Source organism: Caulobacter sp. HMWF025 (assembly GCF_003060965.1).
GTDB lineage: Bacteria > Pseudomonadota > Alphaproteobacteria > Caulobacterales > Caulobacteraceae > Caulobacter.
This window is the reverse complement of sequence record NZ_QAII01000011.1, coordinates 1-12,673: the sequence shown is the minus strand read 5'-3', so window position 1 is coordinate 12,673 and position 12,673 is coordinate 1. Positions and strand designations below refer to the sequence as shown.

The following is a 12,673-nucleotide window of genomic DNA, read 5'->3' as shown; positions in this document are numbered from 1 at the left end:
GCAAGGTCCGCCGCTGAGCCTTTGGGGGCGACGCCGCCGGGGCAGGTGGCTGCGAAGCTCGCGGCCGAGTCCGGCAGGCCGAACGAGCCGACCAGAGACGAGATCAGGCCTCCGGCGTTGGGCGTGTTGAAGTTGTACTGGGCCAGGTGGTCGATCAGCCAGCCGGTGAAGACGGGGCCGCCGCCCAGGGCGATCAGATTGAGGAAGAAGAACAGGATGGCCGTGGCCGTGGCGCGACGGCGCGGGTCCACCGAGTTTTGCACCACGCCGAAGGTCGGGGCCAGATAGACATAGTGGAAGATGCCCGGGATCAGCAGGATCAGGGCCGTGGCCTGCCAGTTGGTCTGCAGATAGGCCAGGATGTAGATTGGCGTGCAGATGGTCAGGCCGATGGCCGGGGTCAGGGCGTACCACTTGGCGCTCTTCTTGCCGGCCCAGTCGCTGAGGAAACCGCCGACGAGGGTGCCGATGCCGGCCGAGAAGCCACCGATCAGGCCGGTGATCAGCCCGACCTGGGCCAGATCGAGCCCAAAGGCCCGCACGAAGTAGGACGGCACGAAGGCCCCCGAGCCATAGGAGCCGAACGAGGCAATGGTCACACCCAGCACCATGTGCAGCACCGGCCACTTGCCGAACAGCACCTTGGTGACGGCCCACATTTCCGCGAACTCGGTGGCCATCGAGAAGGCCGGTTTCGGCGGCTCGACCACGACGTCCTCGGCCTCCAGCGGAGATTCCTTCATCTCGGAATGGCCGCGCGGCGGTTCCTTGACCACCAGCTTGACGATCAGGGCCAGCAGGATGCCGGGCAGGCCGACGATCACGAAGGCGACGCGCCAGCTGAACTCCTGGGCCAACCAGCCACCGGCCACCGCGCCGAACATGGTGCCCAGCGGAATACCGAACGAGTAGATCGACAGGGCCGTGGCCCGTTGCTTGGGGGCATAATAGTCGCTGATCAGCGAGTGGCTGGGCGGCGAGCAGCCGGCTTCGCCGATCCCGACGCCGAAACGGTAGGCGGCCAGTTGCGCGAAGCTGGCGGCACTGCCGCACAGGGCCGTGAAACCCGACCAGATCACGAGGGAGACCGAGATGATCGTCACCCGGTTCCAGCGTTCGGCCAGGCGAGCGATGGGGATGCCGAGCAGGGTGTAGAGCAGGGCGAAATAGAGACCACCCAGCAGGCCCAGCTGGGTGTCGGTGAGTTTCAGGTCCACCTTGATGGCCTGGCCGATGGTGGCGATGATCGTCCGGTCGATGAAGTTGAAGGTGTAGGTGGCGAGCAGCAGGCCCAGCACCGTGGCCTTGTAGCCGTTGGAATAGACGGGTTTTGACCCGCCGGACGCGATCGCCTCGGCCATTGAAGACTCTCTCCCCTCAAACATTTGTTCTAATTCTTGAGGCGACTGTAGACGTAACGGAAGTCAGTGCGCCAGTAGGGAAATAGGTGGCGGGATCAGGCCACCATGTCCTCGCGGATGGTCTTGCGGGCCTGCCAGAACAGGCCGAACGCCACCAGGCCCAGAAGGGACGAGATGATCAGGGCCCAGCGGACACCCTCCGCCGATCCCAGCCCCACCGGTCCGGCCAGGATGTCGCTGAGCGCGCCCACGGCGACGGGTCCCAGTCCCAGCCCGATCAGGTTGATGATGAACAGCAGGACCGCCGAGGCCGTGGCCCGCATGGCCGGGTCCACGATGCTCTGGGCCGTGGCATAGACGGGGCCGTACCAGAGGGTGCCCAGCAGGGTGGGGATGGTCAGCAGAACCATGGCCGGGACGGCCGAGGGCAGGTTGATGGCGGCGATGTAGAACGGAATCGCCAGGAAAGAGGCAATGGCCGGCACCACGACATAGGCCCGCAGATCCTTGGCCCCCAGTCGATCGGCGAGTACTCCGCCCAGCCAGGCCCCGATCACGCCGGCGGTGCCGCCGATCAGACCGAGGGCGAGGCCGAGGAATCCCGCCGACTTCAGGCCGAACAGCGAGGCCAGCTGGGCCAGTTCTGCAGTGTGGTTGCGGAAGAAGAACGAGGCGGCGAACGGGGCCTGACCATAGCCGATGAAGGCCTTGATCGCGGCGGCCAGGGCCACCAGCCAGAAGGTCTTCTTGGCGAGCAGAACGGCGAGGGCTGCCCCGAAGCTGATCTGCTGGCTGGCGCGGGCGGCGATGTCTGCGGCCAGCTGCCGGCGGGGCTCCACGAGCGTGAAGATCGAGATCAGGGCGAAGATCACCCCCGGCGCGCCGGCCACCATGAAGGCCACCCGCCAGCCATAGGCATCGGCGACCAGGCCGCCCATGGCCATGCCGGCCAGGGTGCCGAGCGGTGTGCCGATGGAGTAGAAGGCAATGGCGCTGGCCCGCTTTTCGCGGGGCACATAGTCACTGATCAGCGAATGGGCTGCCGGCGTGCAGCCGGCCTCGCCGACGCCGACCCCGATGCGGGCCAGAACCAGCTGCCAGAAGTTCTGCGCGAAGCCGCACACGACGGTGAAGGCGCTCCAGGCCGCTACCGAGAGCCCGATGATCATCGGCCGGTTCTTGCGTTCGGCGATGCGCGCGATCGGGATGCCCAGGACCGTGTAAAAGATCGCGAAGGCCAGGCCGCTCATCATGCCCAGCTGCCAGTCCGCCAGGCCCAGTTCGGCCTTGATTGGCTCGGCCAGGATATTGATCACCTGCCGGTCGAGAAAATTCAGGGTGTAGATGATCAGCAGAACCCAGAGCGCATAGCGTCGATAGCCGCTCGAGACAGGATTGATGACCGGCGACGGTGTTGCCGTGTCCGCCATGGGCGCACTCCCTGATGGTATTGTTCTAATCGTTGTCGCCACCTTAGCCGCAGGTTAATCGGGATGACTACCCGTCATCCGTCCACGCAGGAGCCGTCCCATGGAGATCGTCATCGGCACCCGGGCCTGGTCCAGCTGGTCGCTTCGGCCCTGGCTGGCGCTGAAGCGCACCGGTGCAGACTTCCGCGAAACCGTGGTCGAGCTGCGGCAGGGCGAGGCGACCGCCCAGGCCATTTCGCCCCACTCGCCGTCGGGCCAGGTCCCGGTGCTTAAGGACGGCGACCTCGTGATCTGGGACTCGCTGGCCATCTGCGAGTATCTGCACGAGCGCTTCCCCGAAGCGGGTCTGTGGCCGGCCGATCCGGTACTTCGGGCCCTGGGCCGCTCGGCGGCGGCCGAGATGCATGGCGGCTTCATGGCCCTGCGTCGCGAGTGCGCCATGGCCCTCGATGTCGAGCCGTCACCGACAGAACTTTCCGAAGAGGTCAGCAGGGACGTGCGCAAGATCGTGGCGCGCTGGAACCAGCTTCTCGACCGTTCGGGCGGGCCGTTCTTGCTGGGCGACTGGTCGATCGCCGATGCCTTCTTCGCCCCGGTGGCGACCCGATTCCGCACCTACGCCATCGACCTGGCCGCCCACGGCGACACCGGCCCGGCCGCCGCCTACGCCGCGCGGCTGCTGGCGATGCCGGACTTCCTGGAGTGGGAGCGGGCGGCCAGGGCCTGAGCCGGGCAGGGCGCGCGGCAATGCACCGGCTGTCCCGACGCTCGGCTCTGGTCACCGGCATGGCTCTGCTGGCCACGGCCTGCGCCACCCGCCCCGAACTGTCGCTGTCGGACGAGGTCTGGCCCGGCTTGGAGACCCTGCTGGCAGTAACGGCCGGACGCGAGGGGCTGACGGTGCGCGTGGTCTCAAAGGGCTGCGCGATGCGGGCGGACTTCGTGTTCCGGGTTGACCGCAGCAACGGCCGGGCGGTGGTCGCCTTCGCGCGGCGGCGGCTGGAGACCTGCCAGTTTGGCGAGCCGGGGTTTGTCGACCTGGTGTTCAGCTATGCGGAGCTGGGTTTGCGGCGCGGCGAACGCGTCATGGTGGCCAATCCGGTCAGACCCTGAGCGAGAAACGTTCGACCATCCAGGGCAGCACCCGAGCCGGGCGCTTGGCGGCGATGTCGATCAGTACCCAGTCGGTACGGCTCTGCGCACACATCTGGCCATCAGGGCCGTCGATCCGGACATGGCGCTCAAAGCGAGGCCCCTTCAGCTCGCCCACCCAAGTGTAGCCGCGGGCCGTTTCGTGCAGAAGCAGTTCGCGCCGGTAGTCGATCTCGTGCCGTCGGGCCACCCAGCTCCACGGCGCGCGTTCCTCGGGCGAGGTGCGGGCATCCCAGTGGGCTGTCGCCAGGTCCTGCGCCCAGGCCAGATAGACCACGTTGTTCACGTGGCCGTTGGCGTCGATGTCTTCAGGCCGGGGCGTGAAGGTCAGGGAAAAGGCGTCAGCCGGTGGGACGAAGATCCGGCTCACGCCTGGATAAGGCCCTGCTCAGCCAGGAGGGTCTTCAGTTCGCCCGACTGGAACATCTCGCGCACGATGTCGCTGCCGCCGACGAACTCGCCCTTCACATAGAGCTGGGGAATGGTCGGCCAGTCGGTGAAGGTCTTGATGCCCTGGCGTAGTTCGTCGTCCTGCAGCACGTCGACGCCGATGAACTCGACGCCCAGGTGATCCAGGATCTGCACGGATACGGCCGAGAAGCCGCAACGGGGCTGGTCAGGGACGCCCTTCATGAACAGCACCACGGCATGGTCGGCCACGGTCTTGGCGATGAAGTCCAGGGCGGGGGAGGCGGTGACGTCGTTCATGTCGGCAGGTCCTTGCAAGGCCCTTCAGCTAGGCGCCGGGCACCGCCGGGTCAAGGCCCCTACTTTTTCCGCTCGGCTTTCTCGCGTTCCTGGGCCGAGAAGCGGGCCATTTCGATCTGGGCGCAGACGCCGTTGGGCAGATCGCGCTCGACGACCGCAGCGAGCCGCTCGATTTCGGCGCGGCTTTCGGCCGTGACACCGATAGTGGCCAGCGACGGCTCGGTCAGGGCATAGCCGAGCGCGATCTCCTCGCCGGTCCAGCCGTGAGTGCCGGTCAGGAATTCGTAGCTGCCGACATCGGCCAGGGGATCTGTCCGCCGCCGCCACAGGGACGGCTTCTGGAAAACGGGCTTTACTTCCAGGTCCCGCAGGGCCTGGGGCCAATAATCTTCGCCGATCACCGCCAGATTGCGGGTTACTGCACCCCGGATGCGGTTCCGCTCGGCCCAGCCCGACGACAGGTTGAAGGGTGAAGAGAGGGCGGTGAGCAGGTCGGAGGCCTGCAGTCCGGCGGGCAGGTCGTCGCGGCTGGCGACACCCAGACCCCGCAGGGCTCCATCGCTCCGCAGGGCCCGGAGCGTCCTTGTGGCCCCTTCGGCCAGATCTTCGCCTGCCGGGGCATTGATCAGGATCAGGTCCAGATAGTCGAGGGCGAGGCCATTGAGGGCCTTGGTGACCAGGGTCCCGACGGACTCGGCCGTCAGTCTGTCGCTCTCGTCGCGCACCCGCAGGGTCACGAACAGCAGGTTCCGCTCAAGGGCCGCGAAGGCTTCGGCCGCGCCCTGCATGAGGGCCGGCGACTCGCCGTCGACCTGAAAGCTGTTCACGCCACTTTCGAGGGCGGCGAAGATCAGCGACCGCCAGTCAGCCGCCCGCAGGCGCGGCGAGTCAGCCAGGCGAAGCGTGATCGCCGAGACCGCCATGCCCGAATTGCCGAACGGCCGGTAGCGCATGGGCCTAGTCCGCCGGTGAGGCGGTTTCGAGCGCCAGGGCGTGCAGGGTGCCGCCCAGGACGTCGGCCAGGGCGCGGTTGACCATCTGGTGCTGCTTGACGCGGTTCAGGCCACGAAAGGCCGGCGACACGATGCGCGCCTTGTAGTGATCCCCGTCACCGGCCAGGTCCGTCAGGACGATCTCGGCGTCGGGGAAGGCCGCCTGCAGGCGGGCTTCAAGGTCGGCGGGAGACATGGGCACGAGGCAGAAACTCCGATCGTTGAGCGAAGGGAATCGCTCAGGACTCCTGTGAAGGAACGTGCACGCTTAGATAGCGCGACTTGGCTATTTGTGCAGGCTTAAGTGAATTTAACCTCAATTCAACGCAGTCTCGCGGCATAGAGGCATCATGCTCGTTCGAACCGCTCTCCGCCTCGCCCCTCTCTTCCTCGTCCTGGCCCTGGCTGCCACGCCCGTCTTCGCCGCTCCCGGCGACAAGGCCCTGGAGGATGTCCGCATCCTGTCGGCCGACGACATGCAGGGCCGGGCCCCCGGAACGCCGGGGTCAGCGATGGCCCGCGCCTATATTCTCAAGCGGTTCGGCGAGATCGGCCTGGAGCCGGTTGGGACGGTGTTCGAGCAGCCGTTCAGCTACACCAAGCGTGACGGGACGAAGGTGGAGGCCACCAACCTCGTGGCCCGGATCCCGGGGACGGTGAAGGGCGGCAAGGTTCTGGTCGTCACCGCCCACTATGACCATCTGGGCGTGCGGGCCGGCGAGATCTTCAACGGGGCCGACGACAATGCCTCGGGCGTCGGTGGCCTGCTGGCCGTCGCCGAGGCCTTCAAGGCCAAACCGCCGCGCCACGACGTGATCTTCGCGGTCGTCGATGCGGAGGAGGGCGGTCTGCGCGGAGCCCGGGCCTTTGTCGCGAGCCCGCCGATGCCGCTGGCGACCATCGGGCTGAACGTCAATTTCGACATGCTCAGCAAGAACACGAAGGATGAGCTCTATGCCGCCGGAGCGAGCCCGTTCCCGGCTCTGCGACCCATCCTCGAGTCCGTAGCCAAGATCGCGCCGGTGTCGCTGAAGCTTGGCCATGACACCGACATCAACGGTCCTCGCGACAACTGGACCAACCAGTCCGACCACTATGCTTTTGCCGAGAAGGGCGTGCCCTGGGTCTATTTCGGCGTCGAGGACCACCCCGAGTATCACCAGGCCACGGACGAGTTCGCCACGATACCCCAGGACTTCTATCGCCGCTCCGTCGCAACCGTGATCCTGGCGACACTCGCCCTGGAGACCGCGCTGGACGGATTGCCGCCAGGGCGCTGATGGCTAAGGTGCGGCGAATTGGCGCACCCATGCTCTTGCCTCACACGCGATCTTAATCTTCCGGAGTAAGGGATTGTAGCCATCAAGGGCCCCGCTGCGATCGGCATGTCCATGCTGCGAGACAAGTTTGTCAGTGCCCTCAGCACGGTTGTAGCCCTCGTGGCGACCGCCGTTGCTCTCGACTTTGTCGTCAACGTCGTGATTCAGCGGAATCCTGCGGGCTTTACGCCGGTCGCCACCCTTGTGATCACGGCGGCTCTCGGCGCGCCGCTGGCCTGGTTTCTGGCGTCCCGGAAGCAAAGCCTAGAGCTCCTGCGCGCCGACCTCACGCAAAGCCTGGAGGCCAAGCAACGGGCCATAGACGAAGCCGAGCGCCGGCATGCCGAAGCCGAAGACGCCCTGAAACAGTCCCGCGAGAGCGATCGTCTCTACCGGCTCTTGGCTGACAATCTCACCGACAACGTCAATCTTTGGTCCCGCAAGGGCAAGCCGCTCTACATGTCGCCCTCGATCGAGAAGCTGACCGGCTTCACCCCTGAGGACTATGTTCACCTGTCCCCGAGCGCCAATGTCAGTCCCGAGGTCTATAATCAGGTCCAGGCGCTGATTGCGACGCTGGAGCCGGGGGGAGAGGCCAAGACGCTGGAGTATGAGAGCGTCCACAAGCTTGGCCATCCGATCTGGGTCGAGAGCACCTATTCGCGACTGGCCGGAGAAGACGGCGAACTCCTGGTGGCTTCGCGGGTCATCACCGAACGCAAACGGCTCGAGCTGGATCTCAAGCAGGCCCTGGAACTGGCTCAGGCCGCCGCTGCGGCCAAGTCTGACTTCCTGGCCAACATGACGCATGAACTGCGGACGCCTCTGAACGCCATTATCGGCTTTGCCGGGGTTCTGCGGGGGTCGAGCAGCCTTTCGGAGCGCGATGCGCGCCACGTCGGGCTGATTGAGGACGCCAGCAATACCCTGCTCAATGTCGTCAATGACGTCCTCGACTTCTCCCGCCTCGAGGCCGGTGGCGTTGAACTGGATCCGCAGCCCCTGGACCCCCGGGCCATGGCGGCATCCTGTGCGGCGCTCGTCGAGGCCCAGGCCCGCGATCGCAGGCTGTCCCTGGCGGTCAATGCACCCGAAAGCCTGCGTCCCATGCTGGTTGACGGTCCGCGCCTGTCGCAAGTGGTCCTGAACTTCCTGTCCAACGCGGTGAAGTTCACAAGCGTCGGTCGCATCGATCTTGATCTGCAGCAGGTTCTGGATGGACCGGAAGGTCGGCTGCGGGTGTCGGTTCGCGACACCGGCATCGGCATCCCGAAGCCCCAGCAGGACAGCGTGTTCGAGCGCTTCTCACAGGCCGACGCAGCGGTGTCACGACGCTTCGGCGGCACGGGGCTGGGCCTGGCCATTTCCCGCCGGATCATCGACCAGATGGGCGGCCGGATCGGCGTCGACAGTGTCGAAGGTGAAGGTTCAACCTTCTGGTTCGAGATTGCGGCACCGCTCTGCGACATGGTCCCGGCGACCCGGGTTGATCAGGCCGTGCAGGTCGATACTGGCGACGGCATTCGTCTCCTGCTGGTCGAGGACAATGCCGTCAATCGCGAACTGGTCCGCACCATGCTGGAGCCTTTCGGGATCGAGGTCGAAACGGCCAATGACGGCCTGGCCGGTGTCGAGGCCGTGCGCGGCGGAGGCTTTGACCTGGTCCTGATGGATGTCCAGATGCCCGGCATGGATGGCCTGACCGCGACGCGGCATATCCGGGCCATGAGCCATGCCGACGATGCCGCGACGCCGATCATCGCCATGACCGCAAACGTCCTGTCCGAGCAGATCGCCAATTGCCTCGCAGCCGGGATGGACGACCATCTGGGCAAACCCATCAATCCGGCCCGCCTTCTGGAAGCCGTAGCGCGCTGGTCGGGACGTCGCCACGGCGAGGCAACGGTCGACTGAGCCACCTTGCCGGAAAAAATTCAGTGGGCTCGCATCTTCCTCCGGGGATGCGGCGTACTTCCTGATGTCCCAGCAGAGGACCAGTAACTCCCCCGGAGACGACCCAATGAACAAGTCCCTGATGCTCGCCGCAGTCGGCGTGCTTTCGCTTTCGCTCGCCGGTACGGCGTATGCGCAAATGAATCATTCGAATATGAGCCACGGCAAGACTGTGATGGTCGGCGGTGCGGCCATGTATCCGTCGAAGAATATTATCGAGAACGCCGTCAATTCAAAGGACCACACGACCCTGGTCGCGGCCGTCAAGGCCGCCGGTCTGGTTGAGACCCTGTCCAGCCCGGGCCCCTTCACCGTGTTTGCACCGACCAACGCCGCGTTCGCCAAGCTGCCCGCCGGTACGGTCGAAACCCTGGTGAAGCCGGAGAACAAGGCGACCCTGACCACGATCCTGACCTATCACGTGGTGGCAGGTCGCCTGACGGCCGCAGATATCGAAGCCATGGCCAGGGCCGGTCACGGCAAGGCTGTGCTGACGACCGTGCAGGGTGAGCCGATCACCGTTGCCAAGGGTCACCATGGCTGGACGATCACCGATGCCAAGGGCGGTGTGTCCAACATCACCATCGCCGATGTGCTGCAGTCGAACGGCGTGATCCACGTCATCGACGGCGTGCTGATGCCCTGATCCCGCTGTGACCCGGGCGGCCGCCAGCGGCCCGGGTCCGCTCACTTCTCCGGCGGCGCGGCCCCGGCGGCTGCGTCGCCCCGTGAGTCCGGCACATAGAGCTTGGTGATGATCTTGGCGGCCAGGCCGGCCGGCTGGAACCTGTCTCCATAGGCCTTGCAGGGATCGGCCTTGCCCTTGATGTCACGGGCCTTGTGCCCGTCCGGCGTCATGGCAGCGGCGGCCGCATCGGCGAAGGGTTCGGCAAACTGCAGGGCATCTCCCAGGCGCGAGAGTGAGGGGTCATCCGTGCCGACGGCCATTGCCCTGCGCGCCCAGGCAATCGCGGCGATCTGTCGGTCATCGACCGTCGTCCGCATCTCGGCCTCGACGCCAAGCCCGCCCAGGGTCCCCGGAACGCGCAGGCCGATGGGGCCTGGAATCAGGAACGCCGAAGCCGCCGACGCCGCCGAGGCCATCCGTCCGGTCGGTTCAAACCAGGTGACGGCGGCCCGCACATCAGCATCGGCCGGCTCGGCACCGACGATCTCGAACCGCTCGGACAGTTCGAAACACAGCTGGGCATCGACCTCGCGCAGCACGGCCAGCCGCTCCTCCGGCGTCAGGGGAGAGCGGCTGTCGGCCCCCTCTGACAGGACGGTCGGCGTCAATCGAACCTTCTGAACGGCCTTCAGTGACGCCGCGTCGCGGTATTCGCGAACCTCGGCCCGGCCTGGATTTTTCCGGGCCTGGAGGGTGTCATAGCCGCTGAGAAACCCAGATCGCTCCGGCGCGGTGGTGGCGCAGGCGCCGAGCGTCAGGGTCAGACCGATCAGGGCGGTGGCGTGAAGGGCTTGAAGCGTCATGAATCCTGCCTGACGGGGATACCGACAGGTGGGACGCTCGCGCCGAACCGCAAGGGGCCCGGCGCGGCGCTTTGTATGTCTCAGCCGGCCATGAAGCCGGGCAGCCAGGCCTCATGGGCGGTCCGCAGGGCGTCCAGCGAGACGCTGAACACACCGTCGGCTGCAAGGGCGTCGCCCCCCGCCTGACCCACGATTGACGCCGAAATGCCCGCCGCCTTGGCAGCGGCCAGCACGGCCTCCGGATCGGGCGTGGCGATCAGATAGCGGGCCTGGTCCTCGCCCAGCAGCCAGGCGTGGACGGGCAGGGTGGCTTCGACGGCCAGGGTGATCCCGACCTTGCTGGCCAGGGCCACGTCGGCCGCAGCCACCAGCAGGCCGCCGTCCGACAGGTCGTGCAGGCCGGCCACCAGACCGGTGGGGATCAGGTCGCGGACGAAGTCGCCGTGCTTGCGCTCGACCCCGAGGTCAACCGGCGGCGGGGCCCCGTCCTCGCGGCCGAGGATTTCGCGCAGATAGATCGAGGCCCCCAGTTCGCCGCGGGTCTCGCCGACCAGCACCAGCGTGTCGCCCCCGGTGACATTGCCGAAGCCCATGCGCAGGTCATAGTCTACCAGCAGGCCGACGGCACCGACGGTCGGGGTCGGCGGAATGGCGACGCCGTTGGTCTCGTTGTAGAGCGACACGTTCCCCGAAACGACCGGGAAGTCGAGGACGCGGCAGGCCTCGGCCATGCCGTCGGTGGCGCGGACGATCTGGCCCATGGTCTCGGGCTTTTCGGGACTGCCGAAGTTCAGATTGTCGGTGATGGCGATGGGGAGGGAGCCGGCGGCGGTCAGGTTGCGCCAGGCCTCAGCCACGGCCTGCTTTCCGCCCTCATAGGGGTCGTTCTGGACGTAGCGCGGGGTGACGTCGCTGGTCACGGCAATGGCCTTGCCGGTGCCGTGGATGCGGACGATGCCCGCATCGCAGCCGGTAGCGCTGTCTTCCAGGGTGTCGGCCATCACGTGACGGTCGTATTGCTCCCAAAGCCAGCGCTTCGAAGCCATGTCGGGGCTGCCGACGATCTTCAGCACGGCCTCGTTCCAGTCGCCCGGCGCGGCCAGGCTCGCCGGGTCGAGGCGCGGGTGCAGGGCGGGCTGGACCCACGGACGGTCATACAGCGGCGCATCGTCGAACAGCGGGGCCAGCGGCACGTCGCAGACGGTCTCGCCGTGATGATTCAGAACCAGACGGCCGGTGTCGGTGGTGTAGCCGATGACGGCGGCGTCCAGGCCCCACTTTTCGAAGATGGCGTGGCCTTCGTGCTCGCGGCCGGGCTTGAGCACCGCCAGCATGCGCTCCTGGCTTTCCGACAGCATCATCTCATAGGCCGACATGCCGGTTTCGCGCTGCGGGACCATGTCCATGTTCAGCTCAATGCCGACCCCGCCCTTGCCGGCCATCTCGACCGACGACGAAGTCAGGCCTGCTGCGCCCATGTCTTGGATGGCGGCGACCGCGCCGGTGGCCATCAGTTCCAGGGTGGCTTCGATCAGCAGCTTTTCGGCGAAGGGGTCGCCGACCTGCACTGTGGGGCGCTTCTCTTCGGAGTCCTCGGAGAACTCCGCCGACGACATGGTCGCGCCGTGGATGCCGTCGCGGCCGGTCTTGGAGCCGAAATAGACCACGGCCAGACCCGCGCCCGGCGCGGCCGAGTAGAAGATCTTGTTGGCTTCGGCATGGCCCACGCACATGGCGTTGACCAGGATATTGCCGTTGTAGCCCCTGTGGAAATTGGTCTCGCCGGCGACCGTGGGCACGCCCACGCAGTTGCCGTAGCCCGCAATGCCGGCCACTACGCCGTCGACCAGGCGCCTGGTTTTTGGATGCGACGGATCACCGAACCGCAGGGCGTTCAGCAGGGCGATGGGGCGCGCGCCCATGGTGAAGACGTCACGCATGATGCCGCCCACGCCCGTCGCCGCGCCCTGGTAGGGCTCAATATAGGAGGGGTGGTTGTGGCTCTCCATCTTGAAGATGATCGCGTCGCCATCACCGATATCGATCACGCCGGCGTTCTCGCCCGGGCCGCAGATCACGCGGGGACCCGTGATCGGGAACTTCTTCAGCTGGTTCTTGGAGGACTTGTACGAGCAGTGCTCGGACCACATCACCGAGAACACGCCCAGCTCGACCAGATTGGGCTCACGGCCCAGGCGGTCGAGCACGACAGCGTACTCCTCCGCATTCAGGCCAAATTCGCGGGCCGTATCGGCCATGGACTTCGT

The 12,673-nt window shown here is 66.4% G+C and carries 13 protein-coding genes; 5 read left to right on the top strand and 8 right to left on the bottom strand.

Going from position 1 to position 12,673, the window contains the following annotated elements:
* Together DBR10_RS01385 and DBR10_RS01380 are read right to left on the bottom strand one after the other, a co-directional pair.
* Positions 1 to 1,361 (bottom strand): spinster family MFS transporter (locus tag DBR10_RS01385; RefSeq protein WP_108556098.1); only part of this gene is annotated, 1,361 nt, incomplete at its 3' end.
* Between the two features lie 95 nt (positions 1,362 to 1,456).
* Complete coding sequence (locus DBR10_RS01380; protein WP_108505474.1) at positions 1,457 to 2,791, bottom strand: spinster family MFS transporter; 1,335 nt, start codon at positions 2,789 to 2,791, stop codon at positions 1,457 to 1,459.
* Positions 2,792 to 2,891: 100 nt separating this feature from the next.
* Between DBR10_RS01380 and DBR10_RS01375 the strand changes: the two genes are divergently transcribed.
* Both DBR10_RS01375 and DBR10_RS01370 read left to right on the top strand, forming a co-directional pair.
* Positions 2,892 to 3,518 (top strand): glutathione S-transferase family protein, encoded by a 627-nt coding sequence (locus tag DBR10_RS01375; protein ID WP_108490140.1) that lies wholly within the window; start codon positions 2,892 to 2,894, stop codon positions 3,516 to 3,518.
* Positions 3,519 to 3,538: 20 nt separating this feature from the next.
* On the top strand, positions 3,539 to 3,904 hold the full coding sequence (locus DBR10_RS01370; RefSeq protein ID WP_108505475.1) for a hypothetical protein: 366 nt from the start codon (positions 3,539 to 3,541) through the stop codon (positions 3,902 to 3,904).
* On the opposite strand, the gene DBR10_RS01365 is transcribed toward DBR10_RS01370, so the two are convergent.
* The 4 genes from DBR10_RS01365 to DBR10_RS01350 are packed head-to-tail and all read right to left on the bottom strand — an operon-like array spanning position 3,894 to position 5,845.
* Positions 3,894 to 4,313, bottom strand: a complete 420-nt coding sequence (locus DBR10_RS01365) for an acyl-CoA thioesterase (RefSeq protein WP_108505476.1) — start codon at positions 4,311 to 4,313, stop codon at positions 3,894 to 3,896. The two genes, DBR10_RS01370 and DBR10_RS01365, sit on opposite strands and share 11 nt — an antisense overlap.
* Positions 4,310 to 4,651 carry a Grx4 family monothiol glutaredoxin gene (grxD, locus tag DBR10_RS01360; RefSeq protein WP_108505477.1) on the bottom strand — a complete coding sequence of 114 codons (342 nt, stop codon included), beginning with the start codon at positions 4,649 to 4,651 and terminating at the stop codon, positions 4,310 to 4,312. The genes DBR10_RS01365 and grxD overlap by 4 nt, the downstream gene beginning before the upstream one ends.
* Positions 4,652 to 4,710: 59 nt before the next feature.
* The gene (locus DBR10_RS01355; protein ID WP_108505478.1) at positions 4,711 to 5,604 is read right to left on the bottom strand and encodes a hypothetical protein; all 894 of its coding nucleotides are present in this window, start codon (positions 5,602 to 5,604) and stop codon (positions 4,711 to 4,713) included.
* 4 nt (positions 5,605 to 5,608) lie between these two features.
* Positions 5,609 to 5,845, bottom strand: a complete 237-nt coding sequence (locus DBR10_RS01350) for a BolA family protein (RefSeq protein WP_108489538.1) — start codon at positions 5,843 to 5,845, stop codon at positions 5,609 to 5,611.
* A 148-nt stretch (positions 5,846 to 5,993) separates the two neighbouring features.
* On the opposite strand from DBR10_RS01350, the gene DBR10_RS01345 reads away from it, so the two are divergent.
* From DBR10_RS01345 to DBR10_RS01335, 3 genes are all read left to right on the top strand, one after another.
* A complete protein-coding gene (locus tag DBR10_RS01345; protein ID WP_199223564.1) occupies positions 5,994 to 6,923 on the top strand; it encodes a M20/M25/M40 family metallo-hydrolase in 930 nt (309 codons plus the stop codon).
* A gap of 105 nt (positions 6,924 to 7,028) precedes the next feature.
* Positions 7,029 to 8,876, top strand: coding sequence for a PAS domain-containing hybrid sensor histidine kinase/response regulator (locus DBR10_RS01340; RefSeq protein ID WP_108505480.1), 1,848 nt, complete (start codon positions 7,029 to 7,031; stop codon positions 8,874 to 8,876).
* Between the two features lie 178 nt (positions 8,877 to 9,054).
* Positions 9,055 to 9,561 carry a fasciclin domain-containing protein gene (locus tag DBR10_RS01335; protein WP_233243158.1) on the top strand — a complete coding sequence of 169 codons (507 nt, stop codon included), beginning with the start codon at positions 9,055 to 9,057 and terminating at the stop codon, positions 9,559 to 9,561.
* A 41-nt stretch (positions 9,562 to 9,602) separates the two neighbouring features.
* Here DBR10_RS01335 and DBR10_RS01330 read toward each other — a convergent pair whose 3' ends face one another.
* On the bottom strand, positions 9,603 to 10,406 hold the full coding sequence (locus DBR10_RS01330) for a DUF3313 family protein (RefSeq protein ID WP_108505482.1): 804 nt from the start codon (positions 10,404 to 10,406) through the stop codon (positions 9,603 to 9,605).
* An 80-nt stretch (positions 10,407 to 10,486) separates the two neighbouring features.
* Positions 10,487 to 12,673, bottom strand: a 2,187-nt coding sequence (gene purL, locus DBR10_RS01325) for a phosphoribosylformylglycinamidine synthase subunit PurL (RefSeq protein WP_108556096.1), incomplete at its 5' end; no start/stop codon positions are given.